The sequence below is a fragment of the Cupriavidus sp. GW821-FHT02F09 genome (genome assembly GCF_059421605.1).
The window spans coordinates 93,647-120,436 of the sequence record NZ_JBWKVH010000021.1; the positions used below are offsets into that span (position 1 = coordinate 93,647).

The window sequence follows — 26,790 nt, forward strand, 5'->3', positions numbered from 1 at the left end:
GCATGCAGCGACGCCACGTTCTGCGCGCCCTGACCCTGGGCGCCGCCGCCTCGCTGGGGCTGCGCGCCGGTGCCAGCGCCGCTGCCGCCCCGCTCGCCATCGAGGTGTACAAGAGCCCGCAATGCGGCTGCTGCGAGGGCTGGGTCGAGCACCTGCGCGCGAATGGCATTGCCGTGACCGTGCGCGACGTGGAAGACACCGGCGTCTATCGCGCCCGCTTCGGCATGCCAGAGCGCTTCGGCTCCTGCCATACCGGCCGCATCGCAGGCTATGCGATCGAGGGGCATGTGCCGGCCGCCGACATCAGGCGGCTGGTAGCCAGCAAGCCCAAGGCCGTGGGCCTGGCCGTGCCCGCCATGCCGGTTGGCTCGCCAGGCATGGAACAGGGTAAGCGCAAGGACCCGTTCGATGTCCTGCTGGTCCGCGCGGATGGCGGCGCATCGGTCTTCGCCAGCTACAACAAGCGCAGCACCTGAAGCCCCCGGCGCTGAGAATAAAAAACCCCGCGAACGCAAGCTCGCGGGGTTTTTTTCATTGCGACAGCGCGTATCAGAGCAGCGGAGCGCCCGTCTTGCTCTGGATCTCTTCGCGGCTCACGCCCGGCGCGGTCTCCACCAGCTTCAAGCCGGCTTCGGTCACGTCGATCACGCCAAGGTCCGTGATGATGCGATTGACCACGCCCACGCCGGTCAGCGGCAGCGCGCACGACGCCAGGATCTTGATGTCCTCGCTGCCGTCCTTCTTCTTGGCGGTGTGTTCCATCAGGACCACCACGCGGCCGACACCAGCCACCAGGTCCATCGCGCCGCCCATGCCCTTGACCATCTTGCCCGGGATCATCCAGTTGGCCAGGTCGCCCTTCTCGCTGACCTGCATGGCGCCAAGGATAGCCAGGTTGATATGGCCGCCGCGAATCATCGCGAAGGAATCCGCCGAGGAGAAGATCGACGAGCCCGGCAGGGTCGTCACGGTCTGCTTGCCGGCGTTGATCATGTCAGCGTCGACCTCGGCCTCGGTCGGGAACGGGCCGATGCCCAGCAGGCCGTTCTCGGATTGCAGCCAGACTTCCATGCCTTGCGGCACGTGGTTGGCCACCAGCGTCGGCAGGCCGATGCCCAGGTTCACATAGAAGCCGTCCTGCAGTTCGCTCGCGGCGCGCGCCGCCATTTCGTCACGTGTCCATGCCATGATGATTCTCCTTAGCCCGCGGCACGCACGGTGCGCTGCTCGATGCGTTTCTCGGGGTTGGCGTTCAGCACGATGCGCTGCACGAAGATGCCCGGGGTGTGGACCTCATCCGGATCCAGCGTGCCGGTATCGACCAGGTGCTCGACCTCGACGACGGTGACCTTGCCGGCCATCGCGCACATCGGGTTGAAGTTGCGCGCGGTGCGGCGGAACACCAGGTTGCCGGCGCGGTCCGCCTTGTACGCCTTGACCAGGGCCACGTCAGCGGTCAGCGCGCATTCCATCACGTACTGCTGGCCATCGAACTCGCGGATTTCCTTGCCGTCGGCCACGATGGTGCCCACGCCGGTCTTGGTGAAGAAGGCCGGGATGCCCGAGCCGCCGGCGCGCAGCTTCTCGGCCAGCGTGCCCTGCGGGGTGAATTCCAGTTCGAGTTCGCCGGCCAGGTACTGGCGCTCGAACTCCTTGTTCTCACCCACGTACGACGAAATCATCTTCTTGATCTGGCGTGTGGCGAGCAGCAGGCCCAGGCCGAAACCGTCAACGCCAGCGTTGTTCGAGATGCAGGTGAGTTGCTTGGCGCCGCTGTCGCGCAGCGCGGCAATCAGCGCCTCCGGGATGCCGCACAGACCGAAACCGCCAACCGCGATCGTCTGGCCGTCGCGAACGACGCCCGCGAGCGCCTCCGCGGCGCTGGCGTAGACCTTGTTCATGTTTGCTCCTTCCTCGGTGATTTCCTGTCATTGCGCCCGCCTCCAGGTGATGCCGGCGAGTCACGCAGGGAAATTGTAACGGTACAATCGGACGGAGATCGTCCAGTTGCCAACCGTCCGACAGCATACGCAAGCGTCGCATCCCGCGCCAATACGTACAATTACATAAGCAAATGCCCGCTATCGACTACCAGACCGCCTTCCAGCTCGCCCCAGTCGGCCTCGTGCTGTCGCGCGAGCGCATGATCGAGGACTGCAACGACGAGCTCTGCCGCATCTTTGGCACCACCCGGGCCGCCCTGATCGGCGAATCGTTCCAGGTGCTCTATCCCACCGCAGACGAGTTCGAGCGTACCGGCGCGCGCATCGTGCCGATCATGAACGCCAAAGGCTCCTACTCCGACGAGCGCATCATGAAGCGCGCCGGCGGCGACCTGTTCTGGTGCCACGTCACCGGGCGCTCGCTGGACCGCCTGCAGCCCTTGGGCGCCGGCATCTGGACCTTCGAAGACCTATCGCAGAAGCGCCCGGTCACCGCCGAACTGACGGCGCGCGAACGCGATATCGCCGCGCAACTGGTGGATGGCAAGACCAGCAAGCAGATCGGCAAGCTGCTCTCCATCAGCCCCCGCACGGTGGACATCTACCGGGCCAGGCTGATGAAGAAGTACGGCGCCCATACCTCGGTCGACCTGGTGCAACGCCTGGTCAACCACTAAGGGCGGCGCCCTACTCCATCATCAGCGCCCGGATTGCCGGCGGCACGGGCACTGATTTTTCGGCCTCGTAGTCGCACCAGACCACCTTGGCGCCGCCTTGCGCGTACACCACGTCCGGCTGGTCGATGCGGCGGATCTCCATGCGGGTCTCGAAGCTCGTGCGCCCCAGGTCGCCCGCAAACATCCGGCACTCGATATCCCCGGGATAGCGCAACTGCTTCAGGAAACTCATGTGGGCGTTGATGATGACTGGCCCGCAACCGCTGGGGTCCTTGCCGCCATGTCCCAGCGACTCGAACCAGGCAATGCGCGCCTGTTCCAGGTAACGGAAGTAGACCGTGTTGTTGACATGGCCCATGGCGTCCATGTCGCCCCAACGGATGGGCATGCGCAGAGTGAATACGGGTTTCATCCGCATGAGCGTAACACCGGGAGCCGGTCGCTTCCATCGGCGAAAGCGACGGTTCACGCATCGGCACATCGGGAGGACGGCTGCCTTGGCCTTCGATCAGCCAAGCATGCTCATCTCGGACCAATCCGAATCTGCCTTCAGACGTTGAGGCAAGTTCATGCCGGCGACGGACGCCGCCGGCATGATAGGCAAAACCAGGAGAACGATGGCTTAGCGGCGCACAGGGCGATCGCTGCCCGCCGCGCCGGGCATGGCGAGGCCGGAATCCGTCAGGGACGATTCCATGCGGCGGATCTGCTGCTGCAGCTGCTCCAGGCGGATACGGGAGGCACGGCTCTCGATTTCCGCGCTTTGCACCTCGATGCGCGCCGCCTTCTGCTCTTCGGCGATACGCTGGCGCTGCGCCTGCATCACGCGCACGTCTTCATTGAGCGCATTGGCACGCGCCTCGGTTTCTTGCAGTGCCTTGTCAAACGCGCGTTTTTGCGATGCCAGCACCTGACGGCGGATATCGTCATCAGCCCAGACCGCGCTCTGCTGCGTTACCTGGCGGTAAGCCTGTTCCGCCGCCCCAATCGATTCGAAGCGGAAAACCCGCCAGAGATTCTTCTGGTAAAACAGCGCCACATAGCAAACCACCTGATCGTCAGCAAGCATCAGCGTGGTGCCGTAGTCGCCGTTGTAGCTGGTGCGCAGCTCGCGCACCGACCTGTCACGCAGGCGCTTCTGCAGCTCCGACACCAACCCCAGGGAAGCCGGCGAGGCCTGCGGCATGCTGCCCGAAGCGGTCAGCGGCGCCGGGGCCACCGACATCGGCACGGGCTCGGCCGCCGCCACGACACCGGAGGCGGACAGCGACAAGGCCAGGCCAATCAGACTGGCTAGCAAGGGGGCGCGGCAGGAATTATTCAACATGGCGTTCCGGCTGGGACAGGGACGAAATACGGTTCAGGAAATCGGGGTGCATCATGCGGCACTACCCGACGGCAATGATGCGCAGCGCGCACCTCACCGACCGCGGATTGTAACAAGCTTCCCAGCAGGGACCGCGTTTTGTAACCATTGCGGGATTGGCGTTGCCATTCCCGCAACAGCCCCACTGGCGCGTGGGGAGGCGTTGGCGCCACCCCACGCTACTGCAACTGCGCGCCGCTTAACGCTTGGCGATCGAGGTTTCTGCCTTGCTCACGAGGTCCACGCCAATCTGCTTCTTCCACTTGTCATAGACCTTGGCCGTGGCCTTGCGGAAGGCATCGTGCTCAGCCGGCGTCAGTTGCGCCACCTTCACACCGTGGGCCTCCATATCCTTCCAGGCCGGTGCGCCCGCCTCGACCAGGCCCTTGCGGGCCAGCGCCGTTTCCTGCTTGCCGGCGTCGATGGCGGCTTGCTTGACAATCTCGCGGTCGGCCGGCGTCCAGCTTTCCCAGATCTGCTTGTTGACCACGAAGATCAGCGGGTCAGCCACGTAGCCCCAGGTGGTCACGTACTTCTGGCCCACCGTGTAGAGCTTGGCGGCGGCGAACACCGATTGCGGATTTTCCTGGCCATCCACCGCGCCCGAGGCCATGGCCGGCTGCGCGTCGGCCCAGCTCATCTGGGTCGGGTTGGCACCGAGCGCATTGAAGGTCTCGATATACAGCGGCGAGCCCACCACACGCAGCTTCATGCCTTTCAGGTCTTCCGGCTTGCGGATTTCGCGCTTGGAGTTGGAGACTTCACGAAAGCCGTTCTCGCCCCAGGCCAGCGGCACCACACCGGACTTGTCCAGGGTCGCGAAGATCGACTTGCCGACCTCGCCTTGCGTGAGGGCGTCCAGTGCCTTGTAGTCAGGCATCAGGAACGGCAACGAGAACAGGTTCAGCTCCTTGACCTGCGGCGACCAGTTGATGGTCGAGCCAACCGCCATGTCGATCACGCCCTGGCGGATCGCCGAGAACTCACGGGTCTGGTCGCCGGCCACCAGCGAGGTACCCGGGTACAGCTTGATGTTGATGCGGCCGCTGGTGCGCTGGCGCACCAGGTCGGCCCAGATCTCGCCGCCCTTGCCCCACGGGAAGGCCGGGCCGAGCACCAGCGACATCTTGTACTCGGCTTTGTAGCTCTGCGCCATGGCGCCAGCGGGCGCGAGGGCGGCAGCGGCGATGGTGGCTGCCAGCGACAGCATCAGGGCACGACGTTTCATGCGTTCTCTCCTCTCAGGATCTGTTGTGTGTTTCTTATGGGCAACGAGAATGTCAACACCTCGAATAACTCAATAACCCAGGTAGTCAGGCAACCAGGTCGCCAGCGGCGGGAAGGCCAGCACCAGCAGCATGGCGACGAACATCGCCAGCAGCATCCACACCACCCAGGGCACGGTCTCTTCCATGCGCACGCGCGCGATCCGGCACGAAACCATCAGGTTCACCGCCAGCGGCGGCGTGAACTGGCCAAGCGCGACCTTGAGCGTCAGCACCACCCCGAACCAAACCGGGTTCCAGTGAAAGGCATTGGCGATCGGCAGCAGCAGCGGCACGAAGATCAGGAAGATCGAGATGCCGTCGAGGAACATCCCCACCGTCATCAGCAAGGCCACGATCAGCGCCAGCACGCCGTATTCGCCCAGCCCGGAATGCGCAATGGCATTGGCCAGCGGATCGATCACGCCCAGCGTGGACAGCGCGTAGGCAAAGATGCCGGCCAGCGCCACCACCAGCAGGATCACCGCGGAAGTCTCCGCCGCCTCCTGGAAGATCACGAACAGGTCGCGCATGCCGATGCTGCGGTAGATCACCATGCCAACGAACAGGCCGTACACCACCGCCACCACGGCGGCTTCGGTCGGCGTGAACCAGCCCGCGCGCATGCCGCCCAGGATCAGGAACGGCGCGACCAGGCCCCAGGCCGCTTCGCGCAGGCTCTTCCAGAACGGGGGACGCGGCAGGCCGGCCTCGATGGCGCCCATATTGTGCTTGCGCGCCAGCCAGACGGCCGGCACGATCAGCGCCACGCCGGCCAGGATGCCGGGGATCATGCCGGCGGCGAACAGCGCCGGCACCGAGGCGCCGGGCACCAGCACGCTGTAGATGATGAAGGCAACGGACGGCGGAATCAGGATGTCGGTTGCGGCGGCAGCGCCGACCACGGCCGCGCTGTACGCGCCGGGATAGCCGGCCCGCGACATCGCAGCAATCATCACGCCACCCACCGCGGCCGCATTGGCCGGGCCGGAGCCGGAGATGCCGCCCAGGAACATGGCAACCAGGATGGCCACCAGCGGCAGCATGCCCGGACCGCGCCCGACAATGGCAATGGCGAAGGTCACCAGCCGCTGCGCCACGCCGGAACGGTCGAAGATCGAGCCGACCAGCACGAACATCGGAATCGCCAGCAGCGGGTACTTGCCCAGGCCGGCGTAGAAATTCTGCGGCACGGCCAGCAGGCCGAACATCTGGGTGTCCACGTTGGACAGCCCGATCGCCACCAGGCCGCCAAGCCCCAGCGACACGCCGATCGGCACGCCCAGCATCATCAAGCCCAGGAACACCACGAACAGGATAATGGCAATGAGGGTCATGGCGTGGACTCCGAAGCTGCTGCGCCGGCAACGCGCTCGGCATGCAGGGCCTTGAGCGCGCGCAGGTTGCGCACCGCTACGCCGAGCGCCCGCAGCGCGATGGCGGCGGACAGCACCGGCAGCCAGACGGAGTACCACCAGCTCGGCACGCCAATGCCCGGCGAGGTCTCACCAAACGTGTATTCGTCCCACGCCACGCGAGCACCCAGCACCGCCAGCGCGATGAACATGACTGCAACGGCCACCGCCGACAGCACTGCCAGGCGCCGCTGCCGCGCCGCGCTGCCACGATCGAAAAAGAATTCAATGCGGATATTGCGGTCGCGCGCCACGGCCGCGCTGCCTGCCACCAGGGCCAGCACGATCATCAGGAAGACCGAGAATTCCTCGGTCCAGGCAAACGATTCATCGGTGAAATAACGGACCACCACGTTGGCGAAGGTGATGCACACCAGCAGCACCATGACGATCACGCCAACCCAGTCTTCAATTCGCGGCGATACCTTGAAGCCGCTGTCCCCTTGCTGGCTGGCGCCAGTCTCATCCGGCATGGCCGTGACGTGTTTTGGGTCGGCATCGCGCCGCCCCTCCCGATCTGCTTGCATCTCCCCGGCCTCCGGTCCGGTCCGCGCGGCGCCGCTGGCTGCGCACGGATTTTCTCTTTGAATTATGTAAAGACTTAATCTCAAGACATGGCGGATTATGCCAAGACTTGCCGAGCGCGCGGGAACTTTTGCTCCATGCCGCGCCAACAGGCAATCTTCTGGCCGTGGGAATCCGGCAGGCCATCGATTCCGCAGGGTGCCCAAGGGGACCGGATAAGCCCAGGGACCGGGAATCGCACGCCCCGCCGGCGTTTTTGGCGCGGGCCAGGGCCAACCTGCCGGCGGGCGCACGCAAGCGCGCGCCGCCCCTTCTGGCGGCTATACCATGCCGTCGTCGGCGGTAATGATTGCGCCGTTGATGAATGCCGACTGGTCGGACGCCAGCAGCAACAACAGGCCGTCCAGGTCCTCGGGCTTGCCCACGCGCTTGCGGGGCAGCATCTGGACCAGCTTCTGGCCGGCGTCGGTGTCCCAATGGTGGTGATTGATATCGGTGTCGATATAACCGGGGCAGATGGCGTTGACGTTGATGCCATGGCGCGCCCACTCCAGCGCCATCGACTTGGTCATGTGCACCACCGCGGCCTTGCTCATGCAGTACACGCCGATTTGCGAGAGCACCTTGAGCCCGGCGACCGACGCGATATTGACGATACGCGACTGCGGCAGCGGATTGCCGTTCTTCTCGGCGCCCTTGGCGCGCGCAATCATGCGCTTGGCCACTTCCTGCGCCACGAAGAAAGCGCCCCGGGTATTGGTGTCGAAGACGAAATCGAAGTCGTCGGGGGTGACGTCGGTCAGGCGCTGGGTGGTGGAGACGCCCGAGTTATTGACCAGGATGTCGATCGCCCCGGCCTCGGTCTCGGCATGCGCCACCGCGGAGCGCACGCTGTCGTGGTCGGTCACGTCGAGCTGCACCACGTGCGCGCTGCCGCCCTCGGCCTCGATCGCGGCACGCAGCTCCTTGAGCCGCTCGGTACGCCGCGACGCCAGGATGACCTTGGCGCCGGCACTCGCCAGGACATGGGCAAACCGCGTGCCCAGACCGCTCGAAGCGCCTGTCACCAGCGCGACCTTGCCTTCCAGATTGATCGACAAACCCATAATGGCCTCTATGTTCGGGAGCCCCCGGCGCCGCCTGCCATGGCCACGGCCTACGGGAGCTCCTCGCGAAATCTGCCTGCTGAAACCGAAGGCAGCATATCAAAAAAAAGAACGGTCGTTCCAAAAAAAATCTTGCCTGACCATGGCGAGTCCCGGACAATGCCGGAGATTCTAAGAACTCGGGCCACAAAGGGAAAGAGGAAAAACGCGCATGGCCGCCACGATTTGGCGAGTGCGCCGCCCCGCCCTTGCCCCAAGTTCCGCCCGATCATCGCATCCCCGGTACCACCGAACACGGCATTTCCCACAATTGCGCGCAAGTTGCCAAGAATAGAGGGTTAGAGACAATGAATCAGCAACAGCTCCTGGAGCAGTACGGCCCCCGCGAGGCCATGGAATACGACGTCGTCATCGTTGGCGGCGGCCCCGCCGGCCTGGCAACCGCCATCCGCCTGAAGCAGCTCGCCCAGGAGAAAGGCACCGAGGTCAATGTCTGCGTGCTGGAAAAAGGCTCCGAGCCGGGCGCCCACATCCTGTCCGGCGCCATCATGGACCCGGTTGCGCTCAATGAGCTGATCCCCAACTGGAAGGAACTCGGCGCCCCGCTGAACCAACCGGTCGCTGAAGACAAGTTCCTGTTCCTCAACGAAACCGGTTCCAAGGCCACGCCGTCCGCCCTGCTGCCGGAGTGCTTCCACAACCACGGCAACTACATCGTCAGCCTGTCCAACTTCACGCGCTGGCTGGGGCAACAGGCCGAAGGCCTGGGCGTCGAGATCTTCCCGGGCTTCCCGGCCGCCGAGGTGCTCTACAACGACGACGGCTCGGTCAAGGGCGTGGCCACCGGCAACATGGGCATCAACAAGGAAGGCGAGCCGACCGAGAATTTCCAGCTCGGCATGGAGCTGCACGCCAAGTACACCATCTTCGCCGAAGGGTCGCGCGGCCACTTGGGCAAGCAACTGATCGCCAAGTACAAGCTCGATGACGGCAAGGATCCGCAAAGCTACGGTATCGGCCTGAAAGAGCTGTGGGAGATCGATCCCGCCAAGCACCAGCCAGGCCTGGTGGTGCACACCGCCGGCTGGCCGCTGGACCCGGCCACCTACGGCGGCTCCTTCCTGTACCACATGGAAGACAACAAGGTCGCTGTGGGCTTCGTGGTGGGCCTGGACTACACCAACCCCTGGCTTTCCCCGTTCGAGGAGTTCCAGCGCTTCAAGACGCACCCGGAAATCCGCACGTATTTCGAAGGTGGCAAGCGCATCAGCTACGGCGCGCGCGCCATTACGGCCGGCGGCCTGCTGTCGCTGCCCAAGACCGTGTTCCCGGGTGGCGCCCTGGTCGGCTGCGACGCCGGTTACCTGAACGCCTCGCGCATCAAGGGCAGCCACGCTGCCATCAAGACCGGCATGATGGCCGCCGAAGCCGCCTATGATGCGCTGCAGGCCAACCGCCAGCACGACGAACTGACGGCCTACCCGACCGCCTTCGAGAACAGCTGGCTGCACAAGGAACTGCTGCAGGCAAAGAACTTCAAGCAGTGGTTCAAGAAGGGCCGCACCACCGCCACGCTGATGACCGGCATCGAGCAATGGCTGCTGCCCAAGCTGGGCATCCGCAACCCGCCCTGGACCATCCACCGCGAGAAGCCGGACCACGTCTACCTCAAGCCGGCCGCCGAGTGCCCGCAGATCGTTTACCCGAAGCCGGACGGCAAGCTCACCTTCGATCGCCTCAGCTCGGTGTTCATCAGCAACACCAACCATGAGGAAAACCAGCCGGCCCACTTGACGCTCAAGGACGCAAGCGTCCCAGTCAATGTCAACTGGGACAAGTTTGCCGGCCCCGAAAGCCGCTACTGCCCAGCCGGTGTGTACGAGTTCGTGCAGAATGACGACGGCAAGGAACGCCTGCAGATCAACGCGCAGAACTGCGTGCACTGCAAGACCTGCGACATCAAGGATCCCACCCAGAATATCGTATGGGTGACGCCGGAAGGCGGCGGCGGCCCGAACTACGTGGGCATGTAACTTAGCCGCATGGCAAGAACAACGGCACCGGGTTCGGTGCCGTTTTTTTTTTGGGCTCAGACCTGCGGGCTCGACGTTGCGGGCGACGTCAGTGAATCATGGTAGAGCGGCTTGTCGTCGGCCACGCTCTGATACCAGCCAATCACATCAGCCACGCCCGCAATCAGCGTGATGAGTGCCGGGCCAGCAAGCGGCACCTGCCCGATCCCGTCGATCAGGGCCAGCACCACGTCCGTCATGCCGCCCGCCTCGCGCGGCTTGCCGAGGGCGGTGGCCGAGGCCACGTCCAGGGGCGACATCCCGACCAGCAGGCGTGTGCCGTCGGCACCGGCGTCGGCACTAACTGGCTTGGTTCCACTCGAAAAATCTTCCAGTCCCAGCGCGCGTTCGTCCATCGACAAAGCACTCGCCTGGCTGCCACCCTGCGCGATATCAGCCATGGCTGGCATGGCAATGGCTAGCAGGGCTGCCAGGATGGGCGCGCGCAATTGCGCGCCAAGGCGGGATAAACGCTTCATGATGTCTCCTTGTGGCAGGAATCGGGATACCGGCCCGCCACAATGCCAGCATGCCGTGCCGGATCTTCTCGCAGGGGACAGTAGAGACGGGAAGCGTGATTCGGGCAAGAATCCGTGTTAGCAGGATGACTCCAAACGCCGCCCCCTCTCACGCGGCGGTGACCTGCATGCTGGCATTGGCCAGCAACTGCTCATAGATAAAGCACTGGAGCAGCGTCAGCTCGCGCTCGCCTAGGGCTTCGAACACAACGCCGAACGTGGGAAACTCCACATCGCCCTCGGCAGGCAACGCGTTGCGCACCACCCCGTCGACCATGATCTCGCTGTCCAGCGCGGCGGTGCGCAGATGGAAGCACAAGCGTACCGGCGCACCGGGCGCCGGCACTGCGCCGGCGATCTGGATCTGCGCGCCGCCAGTGCTCAGGTCGGTCAGCAACACCAGGCGGGCAGGCCGGTGCTGTGCCGCGGCCTCATCGTCCGTGCTGCCGGGATCCACTAGGTAAGCCGCCAGCCGCGTCAGCACGCGGGTCGCCTTGCGCACCGGCATCTGCTGCGGCTCGGCCGGCGCCGACAAGACCAGGTAGCGGAATGGACTGCGGCAGATGGCGGTCACCGTCGACTCGAAACTGAGGATGGCGTGACCGGAAAAGCCACGCAGCAACACCGTCTCGCCGGGCTTGAGCTGCAGTTCCTTCCCGCCGAGCTGCGGCCAGGTCACGAACAGGCCCTGCTCGACAAATCCGATCAGCCGGCTGGCCGCGGCGCGCCCGGTCTGCCCCGGCGATTTGACCTGCAGCAGCGTGCCCACCTGCAGGCCAAGCGGCCCCGCACTGGTCAGCCGCCCGCTGTCCATCGGCTCGCCCGGTTCGCCCGGCTCGTCCTCCGGCCGGCACACAGTGCCATGGCGAAACACCAGGGCGACGTCGCGGTCCTCGGGAATCACGCTGCCGCTGCCGAGCACGAGATTGCCTGCCTCGTCCAGCAAGGACCAAGGCAAGGGCTGGCCGACGGGGAGATCGTTAGGGGTGAGTGCAATCATGGTTAGCACCGGTGAACGCCCGGGCAGCGGGCGTGGCAGATCCAACGGCGGCTACGGGAACGCAGAAACGGTCGTCCCGGCCACCACCTAGCGAGGCGCTCAGTGCACAGAGCGGCTGGCGCGGCTGCCTCCAGGCGCCGCGATGTAGCAAGTGAATAGCGCATCCCATCCAGTTTGCTATCGGCGCATACCTGGAAAACCTTGAGAACAATCGGACAGCCAAGGGGGCAGGCATGCCTTGACGCCGTCTCGCTTTCCTCGCAAAATCTCGCCACAATCTGTCTGACAGCCTTACATATTAATCGATGACCATCCTAAGCCGCCCCGCCTCGCTTGCCGCACGTATCGCCGACGCCCTGCGCGCCGACATCGCAGCGGGCCGCTTTGCCGCCGGCGCCCGGCTCCCGGCCGAAGCCGCCCTTGGCGAGACCTTTGGCGTGAGCCGCCCCATCGTCCGGGAGGCCATTGCACAACTGAAGGCGGACGGGCTGCTGGTCACGCGCAAAGGCTCGGGTGCCTATGTATCGGACACGCCCGGCGGGCAGGTATGGCGCATGGCCCCCGAACTGCAAGGCGGTCCGACCCCGGCCCAGCTATTCGAGTTGCGCATGGTGGTGGAATGCGCCTGCGCCGAAATGGCCGCGCTGCGCCGCACCGACGAGGACCTGCAAGCCATCCACGCCGCGCTGGCCGCGATGCGCGAGCACGCCGAAGATTTCACCAGCGCCGCAGCCGCCGACGTGGCGTTCCACCACGCCATCGCGCAGGCCGCGCACAACCCCTGCTTCACCGGCCTGACCGATTTTGTTGGCCAGCACATGCTGGCGGCGCGGCAAACCGCCTGGGAAAACGCCGCCCGCTTTCGCGGCGGCTCGCAGGGCGCGGATAGCGAGCACACCGCGCTGGTGCAGGCCATTGCCGCCGGCAACGCCAGCGCGGCGCGGCAGGCCGCACGCAGGCACCTCGGCGCGGCAGCCAAGCGCATGGGGCTGACTTTGCGTTAAGCCCTGGCGCGCAGAGCGCAGGGCCTATCCACGGCACAACACAATCCAGGGACCCGCGGCACGTACCGCCTGACAGGTGCCGGCCGCATCAGCAGAGAACGACAATGGAACAAGTAGATTGCGTGGTAATCGGCGCGGGCGTAGTGGGCCTGGCCGTGGCGAGACAACTGGCCATGCAGGGCCGCGAAGTCATCATCCTGGAAGCCGAGAACGCCTTCGGCACCATCACCAGCGCGCGCAACAGCGAAGTGATCCACGCCGGCATCTACTATCCGGCCGGCTCGCTCAAGGCCGCGATGTGCGTGCGCGGCAAGGCCATGCTGTACGACTACTGCGCCTCGCACCACATCCAGCACCAGCGCTGCGGCAAGCTGATCGTAGCCACCACCGAGGCCCAGGTCGCCACGCTGGAAGGCATCAGGGCCAAGGCCGCGGCCAATGGCGTGCATGACCTGCAGTTGCTCAGCCAGGCCGAGGCGCAGGCGCTGGAGCCAAACCTGCAATGCCGCGCCGCCCTGCTCTCTGCGTCCACCGGCATCGTCGACAGCCATGGCCTGATGCTGGCCTTGCTGGGCGACGCCGAGAACGCCGGCGCCATGCTGGCGGTGCAGTCGCCCGTGGCCGGCGGCGCCGTGATGCCGGATGGCATCCGCCTCGACGTGGGCAGCCAGGACGAGGCGGACGGCACCACGCTGCTGGCCCGCACCGTGATCAACTCGGCCGGCCTGACCGCGCCGGCGCTGGCGCGCAGCATCGAAGGCATGCCCGCCGCACATATTCCACCGCAGTACTACGCCAAAGGCTGCTACTTCACACTGGCCGGGCGCGCCCCCTTCTCGCGCCTGATCTACCCGGTGCCGGAGGCCGCCGGCCTGGGCGTGCACCTGACGATCGACCTGGGCGGCCAGGCGCGCTTCGGCCCCAATGTGCGCTGGATCGACGAGATCGAGTACGGCGTGGACCCGGCCGATGCCGACAGCTTTTACGGTGAAGTGCGCAATTACTGGCCGGGACTGGCCGACGGCGCGCTGCAGCCGGGCTATGCCGGCATCCGCCCCAAGATCAGCGGGCCGGGCGAGCCCGCGGCGGATTTCCGCATTGATGGCCCAGCCACCCATGGTGTGCCGGGGCTGGTCAACCTGTTCGGCATCGAGTCGCCCGGGCTGACCTCGTCGCTGGCGCTGGCCGAGCACGTGGCAAGCCTGCTGTGAAGCCCTGAACGATCCAAATGCCGGCGCGCGTCAGCGCCCGGCCGTGGCGGCATCCGCCTTGGCGTCGGACGCCGCCTCCGTACGGAACGTCATGAACGCGCACAGTGCGCCGCCCGCCGCCGCTAGTGCCGCCAGCCCGAATGTGTGCGCGGGCCCGAGCGCCTTCCAGGTCCACCCCATCGCCAGCCCGCCGCAGGTGCCGCCAAGGCCGTAGGAAAGGCCGGTGTAAAGCGCCTGGCCACGCCCCTGCAAAGGACCCGAGAACCAGCGCTGCAGGCGTTTCAGGCTGGCGCTATGGTGCGCGCCGAAGGTGGCCGCGTGCAGGACCTGCACCAGCGCCATCAGCCATGACAACTGGGCGAAGTAGCCGGTCAGGCCAAAGCGGATCGCGGCCAGCACGAAGGTGCCGGCCAGGATGGTGCGCAACGGCACGCTTGCGAACAACCGCCCCTGGTAAAAGAAGAAAACGATCTCGGCCACCACGCCGATGGTCCACATCACGCCGATGGCGAACTTGCTGTAGCCAAGCTGCTCCAGGTACAGCGAATAGAACACGTACAGCGCGGCGTGGGCGAACATCATCAGGAACGCCGAGCCGAAGAACCAGCTCACATCGGGACGGCGCAGCAGCGGCAGCGCCGGCGGCGGCTTGACGCGCGGCCCGTCCTCGGGCGCATCGCGCATGCCGAACACCACCACCAGGAACAGCGCCAGCATGGCGCTCGCCAGCCACGGGAACACCTCCATGCCGTAGTGCTCGAACAGCGCCCCACCCATCAGCACGGCCGCGATAAAGCCGGCCGAGCCGAACATGCGGATGCGCCCGTAGCGGTAATCGAAGGCGCCGTAGCGGCGCAGCGTGGAGATGGTGAGCGCGTCGCCCAGCGGAGACATGGCGCTGGTGATCAGGTTCAGCCCGATCATCATCGCCATCATTGCGCCGTAGCTGGTGACGCCGGGCACCATCAGGAACGCCAGCAAGGATGTCACGGCGGCCAGGCGCAGCAGGCGCACGCGGGTATGCATCACGTCGGACAGCCAGCCCCAGAAATACGGGCCGACGATGCGGCTGACCTGGAAGCAGGCCATCAGCACGCCGATCTGCACCGGGGAGAAACCGCGCCCGGCGAAGAACAGGCTCACATAGGGGGAGATGACGCCGACGTAGCCGTAGTAGCCAAGATAAAACAGGCCAAAGCGCGTCTCGGAGACGCGCCCGGCACCCGCGGCGCGGGCGTGTTGTTCCGCCTGCGCCAACTCAGCGCGACGGGCCGGACTGCGGCGACTGGGCGGGAATGCGCGGGGTATCGACCTTGACGTCGCCGCACTGGGCACGGTGGCGCAGCGCATGGTCCATCAGCACCAGCGCCAGCATGGCTTCGGCGATGGGGGTGGCGCGGATGCCCACGCAGGGATCGTGGCGGCCGAAGGTTTCCACCGTGGCGGGCTGGCCTGCCTTGTCGATGGATTCGCGCGGGGTGCGGATGCTGGAGGTGGGCTTGATTGCCAGCGAGACGGTGACGTCCTGGCCGGTCGAGATGCCGCCAAGCACGCCGCCGGCGTTATTGCCACGGAAGCCTTCGGCGCTGAGCGAGTCGCCATGCACGCTGCCACGCTGGCTCACGCTCTCAAACCCCGCGCCGATCTCCACGCCCTTGACGGCGTTGATGCCCATCATGGCATGCGCGATATCGGCATCGAGCTTGTCGAACAGCGGCTCGCCCAGGCCCACCGGCACATGGCTCGCCACCACCTCGATGCGCGCGCCGACGGAGTCGCCGTCGCGGCGCAGCGCGTCCATATAGGTTTCCAGCTCCGGCACGATCTCCGCATTGGGGGCAAAGAAGGGATTCTCCGGCACTTCCGCCCAGTCCACGAACGGCACGCGGACTTCGCCCAGCTGCGACATATAGCCCCGGATCTCGGTGCCATACTGCTCGCGCAGCCACTTCCTGGCCACGGCCGCCGCTGCCACCACCGGTGCCGTCAGGCGGGCCGACGAGCGGCCGCCGCCGCGATAGTCGCGGATGCCGTACTTCTGCCAGTAGGTGTAGTCGGCGTGGCCCGGGCGGAAGGTCTCGACGATATTGCCGTAGTCCTTGCTGCGTTGGTCGGTGTTGCGGATCAGCAGGCAGATCGGCGTGCCGGTGGTCTTGCCCTCGAACACGCCGGACAGGATCTCGACCTGGTCGGGCTCCTGGCGCTGCGTGACGTGGCGCGAGGTGCCGGGCTTGCGGCGATCCAGGTCCAGCTGGATGTCGGCCTCGGTCAGGGACATGCCCGGCGGACAGCCATCCACCACCGCGCCGATGGCCGGCCCGTGCGATTCGCCGAAAGTGGTGACAGTGAAGAGCAGGCCGAGAGTATTGCCGGACATGATGGGAGGCCGCGCAGGGCGTGAGAATTGGGGAACGGGCTACATTGTAAGGCTTTTGCCGCCCTTGCGGCCCTCCCCGGCTCGCGCTCAGGGCGCGGGCGCCGCCTGCAGGTCCGGATAGAAGCGCTCCCGCATCCGCGCCACGTAGGCCACCAGGCTGGGGTGGGATTCGGCGGCGGTGCGGATCGGCGTGTCGAACAGCGGGCACAGCGCGCCGGCCATGAAGGCGAAGACCGTGGCGTCGGCGCCGCAAGGCTTGTCGCCCATCAGGTAGGGCTGGCCACCCAGCACATCGGCCACGGCCGCCACATCGCGGCTGGCTATCGCGGCCAGATCGGCCGGGCTATGGCGCCCGAGCCCCTGCGTCCACAGGATGCGGCGGATCTTCGAGCGCACAAAACGCATCGCCAGCCCGCGCACCGGCCAGGGCACGGCGCGGAAGAACGTCGCCGGGCCCCGGGCAAAATTGGCGTCGTGGTTCCAGCGCGCATCGGCCACAGCCCAGTAGAAGTTATCTTCCAGCATCTTCTCGACCGCCCAGGCCGTGCCACGCTGGGACCGCGTCAGCCCTTCATCGAAGTCGATGTGGTAGGTCTTCTCCAGGTGCCAGCGGATCAGCGTGGAGTCCGCCACCACGCGGCCCTCGTCGTCGAGATAGGGCAGCTTGCCCTTGGGCGCGCGCCGCAGGCCGCCCTGCGCGGCGCGATACGGCAGTCCCGCGAGCTTGAGCAGCATGTCGGCCTTGGTGACGAAAGGGCTGGCGTCTGGCAGGCCGAAGGCCGGCCCGAAGGTGTAAAGCGTGATCATGGTTGCCGCCTCCCGCTTATCGTTAGCGCCACTCGCCGCGCAAGCCCTGCACCACCTGCTGCAAGCCCTCCGGCGTGGCCAGTTCCGGCGCGATCGGGTCGCCCACGACCAGTTCCAGCCGATTCAGGATGCCGCGCCGGAATGGCCGGGACATGGCATTGCCGCCCTTGCGGGAGAAAAAGCTGCCCCACAGCCCGCGCAGCGCCATCGGCACGACCGGCACGGGGGTGCGCCGGATGATCTGCTGCACGCCCTGCTTGAAAGGATTGAGCTCGCCGGTGGCCGTGATCTTGCCCTCCGGGAAGATGCAGACCAGGTCGCCGCCGGCCAGCGCCCGCGCGACTTCGTCGTAGGCGCGCTCCAGCATGACCGGGTCCTCGTGCGCCGGCGCGATCGGGATCGCCTTGGCCTGGCGGAAGAACCACGACATCAGCGGCACCTTGAAGATGCGGTGATCCATCAGGAAGCGCACCGGCCGTGGGCTGGCGGCCATCAGCACCACCGCATCGGCAAAGCTGACGTGGTTGCACACCAGCACCGCCGCGCCCTCGGCCGGGATGTGCTCGGCATTGACGCGCTTCAGGCGATACACCGTATGCACCAGGATCCAGGCAATGAAGCGCAGCAGGAACTCCGGCACCAGCGAGTAGATGTAGATGGCAACCACCGCGTTGAGCAGCCCCACCACCAGGAACAGCTGCGGAATGCTGAAGCCGGCCTGGGTCAGCACCACCGCCAGCAGCGAGGAGCCGATCATGAAGAAGCTGTTGAGGATGTTGTTGGCGGCGATGATGCGGGCCCGGTGCGTCGGCGCGCAGCGACTCTGGATCAGCGCGTACAGCGGCACGCTGTAGAAGCCGCCGAACATCGCCAGCAGGAACAGGTCGATCAGCACGCGCCAGTGGCGCGGGTCGGCGGCAAAGCCGGCCAGCCCGGACAGTTCGCTGTGCTGCTCGCCGTTGCTGGCAAAGAACAGGTCGACCGCGAACACCGTCATGCCAATCGAGCCGAACGGCACCAGGCCGATCTCGACATGCCGACCGGACAGCCGCTCGCACAGCAGCGAGCCGGTGCCGATGCCCAGCGAGAACACCGCCAGCAGCAGCGTCACCACGTTCTGGTCGCCGCCCAGCACGTCCTTGGCAAAGCTGAAAAACGAGGTGAGGAAGGTCGCGCCCAAAAACCAGAGCCAGGAAATCCCCAGCAAGCTCAGGAACACCGTGCGGTCGGTGCGCGCCAGCTTGAGGTTACGCCAGGTCTCGGTAAACGGGTTCCAGTTGATGCGCAGGTCAGGTTGCGGCGCCGGCGAGTCCGGCACGCGCGCGGACACCATGCGGCCGGCCAGCGCCAGCACCACGCAAGCTGCGCCGACATAGAACGGCCCCACGATCTTCTCGCCATGGGTCAGGCCGGCCAGTTCGCCGCCAAGCAGGGTACCGAGCAGGATGGCCACGAAGGTGCCCATCTCCACCAGGCCGTTGCCGCCCACCAGTTCGGTCTCGTCCAGGTGCTGCGGCAGGTAAGCGAACTTGACCGGGCCAAACAGCGTCGAGTGCAACCCCATCAGGAAGGTGCCCGTGTAGAGCAAGGGCGCGCTATGCATGGCAAAACCCGCCAGCCCCAGCAGCATGATGGCGATTTCCAGCGTCTTCACCAGCCGGATCAGCCGGGACTTCTCGATCTTGTCGGCGATCTGGCCGCTGGTGGCCGAGAACAGCACGAACGGTGCGATAAAGATGGCTGAGATCAGGAACGCCGCGCTCTTGGCGTCAACACCGTCGAACAGGGCCGTATGGTAGGTGACCAGCGAGGTGAAGGCGACCTTGAACAGGTTGTCGTTCATGGCGCCCAGGAACTGGGTCCAGAAGAAGGGCGCGAAGCGGCGCGTGCGGAGCAGACGGAATTGGTTTTGTTGGCTCATGTAGCGCTCATGTCGCAGTCGGCTCAAAAAGATGCCGCGTCGTTGCGCGGCATTTACCACTTGTACGGACTATGGGCGCGCCCCAGGAGGGTGCACAGCCCGCAGCGCCTCGATCGGCCCAACCCGGCCGCCGCTACGTGGCGCCTCTCGCGCCATGGGCGGCTCAATCGCTCTTTTCTTCCGGCCAGTCGCGGATGTAGGCCTTGAGCATGCGGTTCTCGAAGCTCTGCTCTTCCACCACGGCCTTGGCCACGTCGTAAAACGAAATCACGCCCATCAGCGTCCGGTTGTCCAGCACCGGCAGGTAACGGGTGTGGCGCTCCAGCATCATGCGGCGGACTTCATTGACGTCCGTCTCCATGGTGCAGGTCAGCGGCGCGTCGTCCATGACCTTGCGCAGGCTGGTGGTGCCGACGTTGCCCCCGTTGGCGGAGAGCGTCTTGATGATCTCGCGGAAGGTCAGCATGCCGACCAGGTCGCCGTATTCCATCACCACCAGCGAGCCGATATCGTGCTCTGCCATGATGTTGACCGCCAGCAGCAGTGACGTTTCCGGCTTCACCGTATAGAGCGTGTTGCCCTTGATCTGCAGGATGTCGCTGACTTTCATGATGGTCTCCGCTTCTCTGAATCTGCTGTTTTGCTGTTTATTACCTGCCGCCGCCGGCATGGCCTGATGCGCCGATCCTAGCCGAAACCAGCCGCCCAAGTAAAGCACGGGCCGCCGCCGGGGCCGCCAAGGCTATTTGCCGTGCCCCCGGCAGCAGCGGATGCTACGATGCGATCCGGAGACAACTCTAGCCCTTGAAGCCATGTCCGGTACCCGTTTCGACACCCTGGCGCTGCATGCTGGCGCCGCTCCCGACCCCGCCACGGGGGCGCGGGCCACGCCCATCCACCTGACGACATCCTTCGTCTTTAAAGACAGCGAGCACGCCGCCTCGCTGTTCAATATGGAACGCGCGGGCCACGTCTACTCCCGCATCTCCAATCCGACGGTCGCCGTCTTCGAGGAGCGCATCGCCGCCCTGGAGAACGGCGCCGGCGCGATCGGCGTGGCTTCGGGCCAGGCCGCGCTGCATCTGGCGGTGGCGACGCTGATGGGCGCGGGCTCGCACATCGTGGCGTCCAGCGCCCTGTATGGCGGCTCGCACAACCTGCTGCACTACACGCTGCGCCGCTTCGGCATCGAGACCACCTTCGTGCAGGCGCGCGACATCGACGCCTGGCGCGCTGCCATCCGGCCCGAGACCAAGCTGCTGTTCGGCGAGACCCTGGGCAACCCTGGGCTGGACGTGCTCGACATCCCGACCCTGGCGCAGCTCGGCCAGGACAACGGTATCCCGCTGCTGGTCGACTCCACCTTCACCACGCCCTACCTGCTCAAGCCCTTCGACCTGGGCGCCGGCCTGCTCTATCACTCGGCCACCAAGTTCCTGGGCGGCCATGGCACCACCATCGGCGGCGTGCTGGCGGAAGGCGGCACCTTCGACTTCGAAGCCTCCGGGCGCTTCCCGGAGCTGTCGGAACCCTATGCTGGCTTCCACAACATGGTCTTCACCGAGGAGAGCACGGTGGCGCCGTTCCTGCTGCGCGCGCGCCGCGAAGGCCTGCGCGACTTCGGCGCCTGCCTGAGCCCGATGGCCGCCTGGCAACTGCTCCAGGGCATCGAGACGCTGCCGCTGCGCATGGCCCGCCATGTGGACAACGCGCGCCGCGTGGTGCAGTTCCTGGTGTCGCACCCGATGGTCGAGTCGGTCGCCTATCCGGAGCTGGAATCCCACCCGGACTACGAACTCGCCAAGCGCCTGCTGCCGCGCGGCGCGGGCGCCGTGTTCAGCTTCAACCTCAAGGGCAACCGTGCCGCGGGCCAGCGCTTCATCGAAAGCCTGGCGCTGTTCTCGCACCTGGCCAATGTGGGCGATGCCCGCTCGCTGGTGATCCACCCGGCCTCCACCACCCACTTCCGCATGGACGCCGCGGCGCTGCAGGCCGCCGGCATCAGCGAAGGCACCATCCGTCTATCGGTCGGACTGGAAGACCCGGACGACCTCATCGACGACCTCAAGCGCGGCCTCAAGGCAGCCGAGAAAGCCATGAGCGCCAAGGGAGGGCAAGCCTGATGGAACTGACGATCGCAGGCCACAAGGCCTACGCCTACACCGGCGGCAAACCCTTCGACCCCGCCCTGCCCTGTGCCGTGTTCGTGCACGGCGCGCAGAACGACCACAGCGTCTGGGCTCTGCAGACGCGCTGGTTCGCCAATCACGGCTTCAGCGTGCTGGCGGTGGACCTGCCCGGCCACAACCGCAGCGAGGGCATGCCCCTCAAGACGGTCGAGGCCATGGCCGACTGGGTGATCGAACTGGTGCGCGCGGCCGGAGTAAGCGCCCCCGCGCTGGTCTTCGGGCACAGCATGGGCTCGCTGATCGCCCTGGAAACGGCCGCCCGCCACCCTGACGCGGTGCGCGGCATCGCCCTGCTTGCCACGGCCTATCCGATGAAGGTTGCCGACGCCCTGCTCGACGCCTCGCTCAACCGCGTGGACCAGGCCATCGCCATGGTCAACGCGTGGTCGCACTCCAGCCTCGCCAACAAGCCCTCCTCGCCGGGACCGGGCTCGTGGATGCAAGGCGGCAGCCAGCGCCTGATGGAACGCGTGGCACAACGCAACCCTGAAGGCCACGTCTTCCACAACGACTTCTCCGCCTGCAACGCCTACGCCAACGGCGACGCCGCGGTGGCCGCCGTGCGCTGTCCCGCCCTGTTCATCAGCGGCAGCAAGGACATGATGACCTCGCCCAAGGCCGCCCAGGCGCTCGCCGCCAGGATGGCATCGGCCAGCACGGTCACGGTGCCCTGCGGGCACGCGCTGATGGGGGAAAGGCCGGATGAGGTACTGGACGCGCTGGCGGCGTTTGCGCGCAAAGTGGTAGCGGCAGCTTGAAGGCGGCGGCGTAGCGAGCGCCCGCCCTCTCCCCGGCTGCTCTCCCACAAGTGGGAGAGGGGAGCCAACCAGCCGCAAGATCAACCAACTGTGGTAGCCGTGTTTCCCGCCCTAAGGGGCGGGAAACACCCAAGCGCGATGCGAAGTGAGCCGTCAAGGTGTGCCCAGGCCGTACACCGGCGCGCCTTCTTTGCCTACTTTCTTGGCAAGACAAGAAAGTAGGTCGCCGCCCCGCAGGGGTGGTGAAACCGCAGTTGCCTTTGACGGTTAGCAATTGCAGTGACAATCCCCCCCACCTAAACTAAAAGCCCCCGAACACCCCACAGGCCCCCGCCATGCCCCAGGCCCACCCCCGTGAGTTCGAGAATTTCGCCGCCTTCTACCCCTTCTACCTGAACGAGCACCGCAACCCCACCTGCCGCCGCCTGCATTTCGCTGGTTCCACCGTGGCATTGCTGTGCCTGCTTGCACTGCTGCTCAGCGGCAACTGGTGGTGGCTGGCAGCAGCCGCAGTGTCCGGCTATGCCTTCGCCTGGGTCGGCCATTTCGTCTTCGAGAAAAACCGGCCCGCCACCTTCCGCCATCCGTTCTACAGCCTGATGGGCGACTGGGTGATGTACGGCGATATCTGGCGCGGCAGGATTCCTTTCTAGGCCCGCGCGGCCTTCAGACCTGGCCGTGCCAGCCGGGCGGCACCACCTCCAGGGTGCGCCGCGCGGGATCGGCGGGGCGTTCCTGGGCGGCCGGCCCGGCCTGCGCTTGCGCCTGTTGATCCTGTTGCTGGCGCCGGAACACGGCCTCCAGCGGCTGGTCCAGGCGCGGGTTGTCCAGCACCTGCTTGAGCGCATCGGCGCCCTGGAGTTGCTGCGCTAGCGCCGTGCGCGGCAGGCGCGGCAGGTTCAGCACCAGCCGGTCGTGCAGCGTGCGCAGCGTCACCTGGCCCGGATCGCACAGCAGCGCCCAGTGCGCCTGCCCGCGATCCTGCGCCAGCCTGCCGACCAGATGCATGCCCTTGAGCTTGCCGAGCAGGCCAGCCAGGTAGTCCGCCTCCACCCGCAGCTTGCGCCCCAGGTCGAGCTCGCCGACGCTGCGCGGCACTTCGTCCCGCGCCCGATAGAGCAGGTAGAGCACGCCCAGCGCGTCGAAGAACTCGCTGCCGGCAAAGGTGCGGCGGCGCCAGTAGCCCTGCCGGATCACCGGCAGGTTGGCGGCGATGGTGGCACCCAGCAGCGTCACCAGCCAGCTCAGGTAGATCCACAGCAGGAAGATCGGCAGCGCGGCAAAGGTGCCGTAGACCGCGGTGTAAGTCGGGATATGGGTGACGAAGTAGCCGAAGCCGCGTTTGGCCAGCTCGAAGGCCAGCGCTGCCACCAGCCCGGCGGCGATCGCGTCGCGCCACTCCACGTTGGCGTTGGGCACGGCCGTGTAGAGGAAGGCAAAGGCGACCGCCGACAGCAGCACCGGCGTCAGGCCGACCACCAGCCCCAGCCCGAACGGCATGGTGCCGACATAACCGGCCGAGACCGAGATCAGGTAGGAGCTGATCGACAGGCTGGCACCGATCAGCACGGGGCCCAGCGTCAACACGGCCCAGAACACCAGCACGCGCTGCGCCAGCGGGCGGCGCTGCTTGACCCGCCAGATCGCGTTGAGCGCGTCCTCCACCGTCAGCATGGTGAGCACCGAAGTCACCATCAAGCCACCCAGGCCCACCGCCGTCAAGCCCTTGGCATTCTTGGCGAACTGGCCAAGGTAGCTGGTGATGGAATTACTGACGTTGCCAGGAATCAGGTTCTGGAACAGGAAGGATTCGGTCGCGCTGCGAAACTCGCGGAACACCGGGAAGGCCGCCAGCAAGGCGAAGGCCACCGTCAGCACCGGCACCACCGCCAGTACCGTGGTGAATGTCAGGCTGGCCGCGACCTGCGGCAAGCGGCCTTCGCCAGCGCGGCGCAGCGCGTAGCGCGTGAGCGCGCGTAGTTTTTGCAGATTCCATTCCCTGCGCAGGCGAACGATGCGGGCGGCAAACATGCGGGGGCAAACTCCTTACCGGATTCCGTGGCGAGGCCGCAACTATAATACGCGCATTGCCCTCGCGCGCCGCGCAAGGCACAAACCCGGCCTGCCTCCCGGGACCGCTCCATCCTGGCGCCTCCCCGGTTACACCGTCAGGCGCCGTAGCCCCGTCCATGACCGAACTCCTAGTCCTCTACTACAGCCGCCACGGCAGCACCCGCAAGCTGGCCGAACTCATCGCCACCGGCATCGACAGCGTGCCCGGCGCCCAGGCGCGCCTGCGCACGGTGCCGCCGGTCTCGACGGTGAGCGAAGCCACCGCCCCGGATATCCCCCCGCAAGGCCCGCCCTACGCGGAACTGCGCGACCTCGAGGAATGCGCGGGCCTGGCCCTGGGCAGCCCCACGCGCTTCGGCAACATGGCCGCGCCGATGAAGTACTTCCTCGATGGCACGGTGGCCCAGTGGCTGTCCGGCGCCCTCACCGGCAAGCCCGCCTGCGTGTTCACCGCCACCGGCAGCCTGCACGGGGGCCAGGAAACCACCTTGCTGTCCATGATGCTGCCCCTGCTGCATCACGGCATGCTGGTCATGGGCCTGCCCTATTCGGAAAGCGCACTGATGACCACCACCGGTGGCGGCACGCCCTACGGCCCAAGCCACCACGCGCGCGTGGACAACAGCGCGCCGGTGTCCGAGGAGGAAGCCGCGCTCGCGCGCGCCATGGGCAAGCGCCTGGCCGAGACCGCGCTGCGCCTGGCCGGCAGGAGCCGCGCATGAGCGCCGCCCCGAAAGTCCCGGACGCGTCGCACGCCACGGCCCCGTCCGCCGCCAACGCCAGCGACGGCGCGCTGCACAATGCCGCCCTGTGGCGCCTGAGCGCCGGCAGCTTGATTGCGCTGATCGTGCTGTGCATCGCCTGGGAATGGTTCCTGGCGCCGCTGCGTCCGGGCGGCTCCTGGCTGATCCTCAAGTTCCTGCCCCTGCTGCTGCCGCTGCGCGGCGTGCTGACCCGCAACCGCTACACCATGCAGTGGTCGTCGATGCTGATCCTGCTGTTCTTCACCGAAGGCATCGTGCGCGCCACCAGCGACCGCGCCCCATCTTCCACGCTGGCGTGGACCGAGGTGGCGCTGACGCTGCTGTTCTTCTTCGGCACCATCCTCTACCTGCGCCCTTACAAGCGCCGCGCCAAGGCCCTGCAGCCGGCCAAGCCCGGCAAATGACCACGCCGGCGAGCTTGCCATCAGCCCGCACCGATCCATCTCAGCGCGGCCGCCCTCACAGCGGCCGCCCTCCCGGACCCACCGCCATGAACGCCTCGCACCTCGATTCCTTCCTTGCCCTGTGCCGCGCCGCGCTCGGTGAGCAGCACGTGCTGACCGACGCCGCCGATCAAGCCCCCTACCTGACCGACTGGCGCAAGCGCTACACGGGCGAGGCAGTGGCGGTGCTGCGGCCGGGCTCGGCGGAAGAAGTCGCCGCCGCCGTGCACGCCTGCCACGCACACAAGCTCGCCGTGGTGCCGCAAGGCGGCAATACGGGGCTATGCGGCGGCGCCACGCCGCAGGCGGACCAGGCTTCGGTGGTGATTTCGCTGCAACGCCTGAACCGCGTGCGGCAGGTGGACCCGCTCAACAACACCATCACCGTGGAAGCCGGCGTGATCCTGCAGCAGTTGCAGGACACCGCGCGCGAGCACGGGCGGCTGTTCCCGCTGAGCCTGGCCGCGGAAGGCAGTTGCACCATCGGCGGCAACCTTTCCACCAACGCCGGCGGCACCGCCGTGCTGCGCTATGGCAATACGCGTGAGCTTTGCCTGGGGCTGGAGGTGGTAACGCCTGCCGGCGAGATCTGGGACGGCCTGCGCGGCCTGCGCAAGGACAACACCGGCTACGACCTGCGCGACCTGTTCATCGGGGCGGAAGGCACGCTCGGCATCATCACCGCCGCTGTGATGAAGCTCTACCCGCTGCCGCGCGCTCGCGTCACCGCGCTGGCAGCCGTGGCCAACCCGCGCGCTGCGCTGGCCCTGCTGGCCATCGCCCAGCAGCGCGCAGGCGCCATGCTGACCGGCTTCGAGCTGATGTCCGAGCGGTGCCTGTCGCTGGTCACCACGCATTACCCGCAACTGCGCTATCCGTTCGACCGCCCGCACCCCCAAGTCGTGCTGCTGGAACAGTCCGACAACGAAAGCGAAGACCATGCGCGCGCGATCTTCGAAGCGCTGATGGAAACTGCCTTCGAAGCCGGCGTGGTGCAAGACGCGGTAGTCGCCGAATCCGTGCAGCAGTCACGCGACTTCTGGAACCTGCGCGAACATATCCCGCTCGCCCAGGTCGACGATGGCAAGAACATCAAGCACGACATCGCCGTGCCGATCTCGCGCATCGCCGACTTCATCGACACCACCGACGCCCTGATCCAGCATGCCTTCCCCGGCGCGCGCATGGTCACCTTCGGCCATCTCGGCGACGGCAACCTGCACTACAACGTGTCGCCGCCCGTGGGCGAAAGCCACGATGCCTTCCTCGGCAACTCGGCAGCCATCAACCTGATCGTGCATGACAGCGTGCACGCCCACCGCGGCTCGATCTCCGCCGAGCATGGGCTGGGCCAGC

The 26,790-nt window shown here is 66.5% G+C and carries 27 protein-coding genes; 11 read left to right on the plus strand and 16 right to left on the minus strand.

Annotated features, from left to right (window positions below):
• Positions 1-2: 2 nt before the first annotated feature.
• Complete coding sequence (locus AC07XB_RS22610; RefSeq protein ID WP_492374732.1) at positions 3-476, plus strand: DUF411 domain-containing protein; 474 nt, start codon at positions 3-5, stop codon at positions 474-476.
• A 73-nt stretch (positions 477-549) separates the two neighbouring features.
• Here the strand turns inward: AC07XB_RS22610 and AC07XB_RS22615 are convergent, their stop codons facing one another.
• Together AC07XB_RS22615 and AC07XB_RS22620 are read right to left on the minus strand one after the other, a co-directional pair.
• Complete coding sequence (locus AC07XB_RS22615; protein ID WP_150983922.1) at positions 550-1,188, minus strand: CoA transferase subunit B; 639 nt, start codon at positions 1,186-1,188, stop codon at positions 550-552.
• A gap of 11 nt (positions 1,189-1,199) precedes the next feature.
• Positions 1,200-1,901 carry a CoA transferase subunit A gene (locus AC07XB_RS22620; protein ID WP_492830872.1) on the minus strand — a complete coding sequence of 234 codons (702 nt, stop codon included), beginning with the start codon at positions 1,899-1,901 and terminating at the stop codon, positions 1,200-1,202.
• 173 nt (positions 1,902-2,074) lie between these two features.
• Between AC07XB_RS22620 and AC07XB_RS22625 the strand changes: the two genes are divergently transcribed.
• The gene (locus tag AC07XB_RS22625) at positions 2,075-2,620 is read left to right on the plus strand and encodes a PAS domain-containing protein (RefSeq protein WP_492374734.1); all 546 of its coding nucleotides are present in this window, start codon (positions 2,075-2,077) and stop codon (positions 2,618-2,620) included.
• 10 nt (positions 2,621-2,630) lie between these two features.
• Here AC07XB_RS22625 and AC07XB_RS22630 read toward each other — a convergent pair whose 3' ends face one another.
• The 6 genes from AC07XB_RS22630 to AC07XB_RS22655 form a co-directional block, all read right to left on the minus strand.
• Positions 2,631-3,032, minus strand: coding sequence for an acyl-CoA thioesterase (locus tag AC07XB_RS22630; RefSeq protein WP_492374735.1), 402 nt, complete (start codon positions 3,030-3,032; stop codon positions 2,631-2,633).
• Between the two features lie 210 nt (positions 3,033-3,242).
• Positions 3,243-3,947, minus strand: a complete 705-nt coding sequence (locus AC07XB_RS22635; RefSeq protein WP_174422757.1) for a DUF2968 domain-containing protein — start codon at positions 3,945-3,947, stop codon at positions 3,243-3,245.
• 238 nt (positions 3,948-4,185) lie between these two features.
• Positions 4,186-5,214: a DctP family TRAP transporter solute-binding subunit gene (locus AC07XB_RS22640; RefSeq protein ID WP_492374736.1), complete on the minus strand. Its 1,029-nt coding sequence runs from the start codon at positions 5,212-5,214 to the stop codon at positions 4,186-4,188.
• Positions 5,215-5,283: 69 nt separating this feature from the next.
• Positions 5,284-6,588 carry a TRAP transporter large permease gene (locus tag AC07XB_RS22645; RefSeq protein WP_492374737.1) on the minus strand — a complete coding sequence of 435 codons (1,305 nt, stop codon included), beginning with the start codon at positions 6,586-6,588 and terminating at the stop codon, positions 5,284-5,286.
• Positions 6,585-7,193, minus strand: a complete 609-nt coding sequence (locus tag AC07XB_RS22650) for a TRAP transporter small permease (RefSeq protein ID WP_492374738.1) — start codon at positions 7,191-7,193, stop codon at positions 6,585-6,587. Before AC07XB_RS22650 ends, AC07XB_RS22645 begins: the two co-directional genes overlap by 4 nt.
• Before the next feature lie 318 nt (positions 7,194-7,511).
• On the minus strand, positions 7,512-8,297 hold the full coding sequence (locus AC07XB_RS22655) for an SDR family oxidoreductase (RefSeq protein ID WP_043345010.1): 786 nt from the start codon (positions 8,295-8,297) through the stop codon (positions 7,512-7,514).
• A 347-nt stretch (positions 8,298-8,644) separates the two neighbouring features.
• Between AC07XB_RS22655 and AC07XB_RS22660 the strand changes: the two genes are divergently transcribed.
• Positions 8,645-10,330 (plus strand): electron transfer flavoprotein-ubiquinone oxidoreductase, encoded by a 1,686-nt coding sequence (locus AC07XB_RS22660; protein ID WP_492374739.1) that lies wholly within the window; start codon positions 8,645-8,647, stop codon positions 10,328-10,330.
• Positions 10,331-10,386: 56 nt separating this feature from the next.
• Here AC07XB_RS22660 and AC07XB_RS22665 read toward each other — a convergent pair whose 3' ends face one another.
• Both AC07XB_RS22665 and AC07XB_RS22670 read right to left on the minus strand, forming a co-directional pair.
• A complete protein-coding gene (locus tag AC07XB_RS22665; protein WP_492374740.1) occupies positions 10,387-10,848 on the minus strand; it encodes a hypothetical protein in 462 nt (153 codons plus the stop codon).
• A gap of 148 nt (positions 10,849-10,996) precedes the next feature.
• Positions 10,997-11,887, minus strand: coding sequence for a flagellar brake protein (locus tag AC07XB_RS22670; protein ID WP_492830873.1), 891 nt, complete (start codon positions 11,885-11,887; stop codon positions 10,997-10,999).
• A 305-nt stretch (positions 11,888-12,192) separates the two neighbouring features.
• On the opposite strand from AC07XB_RS22670, the gene AC07XB_RS22675 reads away from it, so the two are divergent.
• Positions 12,193-12,891: a FadR/GntR family transcriptional regulator gene (locus AC07XB_RS22675; protein ID WP_492374742.1), complete on the plus strand. Its 699-nt coding sequence runs from the start codon at positions 12,193-12,195 to the stop codon at positions 12,889-12,891.
• 104 nt (positions 12,892-12,995) lie between these two features.
• Entirely contained in the window at positions 12,996-14,102 is a 1,107-nt protein-coding gene (locus AC07XB_RS22680) for an NAD(P)/FAD-dependent oxidoreductase (RefSeq protein WP_492374743.1), read from the plus strand.
• Between the two features lie 30 nt (positions 14,103-14,132).
• Here the strand turns inward: AC07XB_RS22680 and AC07XB_RS22685 are convergent, their stop codons facing one another.
• The 5 genes from AC07XB_RS22685 to AC07XB_RS22705 all read right to left on the minus strand — a co-directional run bounded on the left by AC07XB_RS22685 (position 14,133) and on the right by AC07XB_RS22705 (position 19,817).
• On the minus strand, positions 14,133-15,359 hold the full coding sequence (locus tag AC07XB_RS22685; RefSeq protein ID WP_492830874.1) for an MFS transporter: 1,227 nt from the start codon (positions 15,357-15,359) through the stop codon (positions 14,133-14,135).
• 1 nt (position 15,360) lies between these two features.
• The gene (gene aroC, locus AC07XB_RS22690) at positions 15,361-16,479 is read right to left on the minus strand and encodes a chorismate synthase (protein WP_492374745.1); all 1,119 of its coding nucleotides are present in this window, start codon (positions 16,477-16,479) and stop codon (positions 15,361-15,363) included.
• Positions 16,480-16,566: 87 nt separating this feature from the next.
• Positions 16,567-17,286, minus strand: coding sequence for a glutathione S-transferase C-terminal domain-containing protein (locus AC07XB_RS22695; protein WP_492374746.1), 720 nt, complete (start codon positions 17,284-17,286; stop codon positions 16,567-16,569).
• Between the two features lie 22 nt (positions 17,287-17,308).
• On the minus strand, positions 17,309-19,207 hold the full coding sequence (locus tag AC07XB_RS22700) for an MFS transporter (protein ID WP_174422768.1): 1,899 nt from the start codon (positions 19,205-19,207) through the stop codon (positions 17,309-17,311).
• A gap of 163 nt (positions 19,208-19,370) precedes the next feature.
• On the minus strand, positions 19,371-19,817 hold the full coding sequence (locus AC07XB_RS22705; RefSeq protein ID WP_174422769.1) for a CBS domain-containing protein: 447 nt from the start codon (positions 19,815-19,817) through the stop codon (positions 19,371-19,373).
• Positions 19,818-20,019: 202 nt separating this feature from the next.
• On the opposite strand from AC07XB_RS22705, the gene AC07XB_RS22710 reads away from it, so the two are divergent.
• From AC07XB_RS22710 to AC07XB_RS22720, 3 genes are all read left to right on the plus strand, one after another.
• Entirely contained in the window at positions 20,020-21,330 is a 1,311-nt protein-coding gene (locus tag AC07XB_RS22710) for an O-acetylhomoserine aminocarboxypropyltransferase (RefSeq protein ID WP_183031501.1), read from the plus strand.
• Positions 21,330-22,154, plus strand: a complete 825-nt coding sequence (locus tag AC07XB_RS22715) for an alpha/beta fold hydrolase (RefSeq protein ID WP_492374748.1) — start codon at positions 21,330-21,332, stop codon at positions 22,152-22,154. The genes AC07XB_RS22710 and AC07XB_RS22715 overlap by 1 nt, the downstream gene beginning before the upstream one ends.
• Before the next feature lie 335 nt (positions 22,155-22,489).
• A complete protein-coding gene (locus tag AC07XB_RS22720; RefSeq protein WP_492830875.1) occupies positions 22,490-22,807 on the plus strand; it encodes an Mpo1-like protein in 318 nt (105 codons plus the stop codon).
• 13 nt (positions 22,808-22,820) lie between these two features.
• On the opposite strand, the gene AC07XB_RS22725 is transcribed toward AC07XB_RS22720, so the two are convergent.
• Positions 22,821-24,185 carry a YihY family inner membrane protein gene (locus AC07XB_RS22725; protein ID WP_492830876.1) on the minus strand — a complete coding sequence of 455 codons (1,365 nt, stop codon included), beginning with the start codon at positions 24,183-24,185 and terminating at the stop codon, positions 22,821-22,823.
• Between the two features lie 158 nt (positions 24,186-24,343).
• On the opposite strand from AC07XB_RS22725, the gene wrbA reads away from it, so the two are divergent.
• The 3 genes from wrbA to AC07XB_RS22740 all read left to right on the plus strand — a co-directional run.
• Positions 24,344-24,949 carry an NAD(P)H:quinone oxidoreductase gene (wrbA, locus tag AC07XB_RS22730; protein ID WP_492830877.1) on the plus strand — a complete coding sequence of 202 codons (606 nt, stop codon included), beginning with the start codon at positions 24,344-24,346 and terminating at the stop codon, positions 24,947-24,949.
• The gene (locus AC07XB_RS22735; RefSeq protein WP_492372626.1) at positions 24,946-25,395 is read left to right on the plus strand and encodes a DUF2069 domain-containing protein; all 450 of its coding nucleotides are present in this window, start codon (positions 24,946-24,948) and stop codon (positions 25,393-25,395) included. Before wrbA ends, AC07XB_RS22735 begins: the two co-directional genes overlap by 4 nt.
• A gap of 86 nt (positions 25,396-25,481) precedes the next feature.
• Positions 25,482-26,790 (plus strand): FAD-binding oxidoreductase (locus tag AC07XB_RS22740; RefSeq protein ID WP_492830878.1); only part of this gene is annotated, 1,309 nt, incomplete at its 3' end.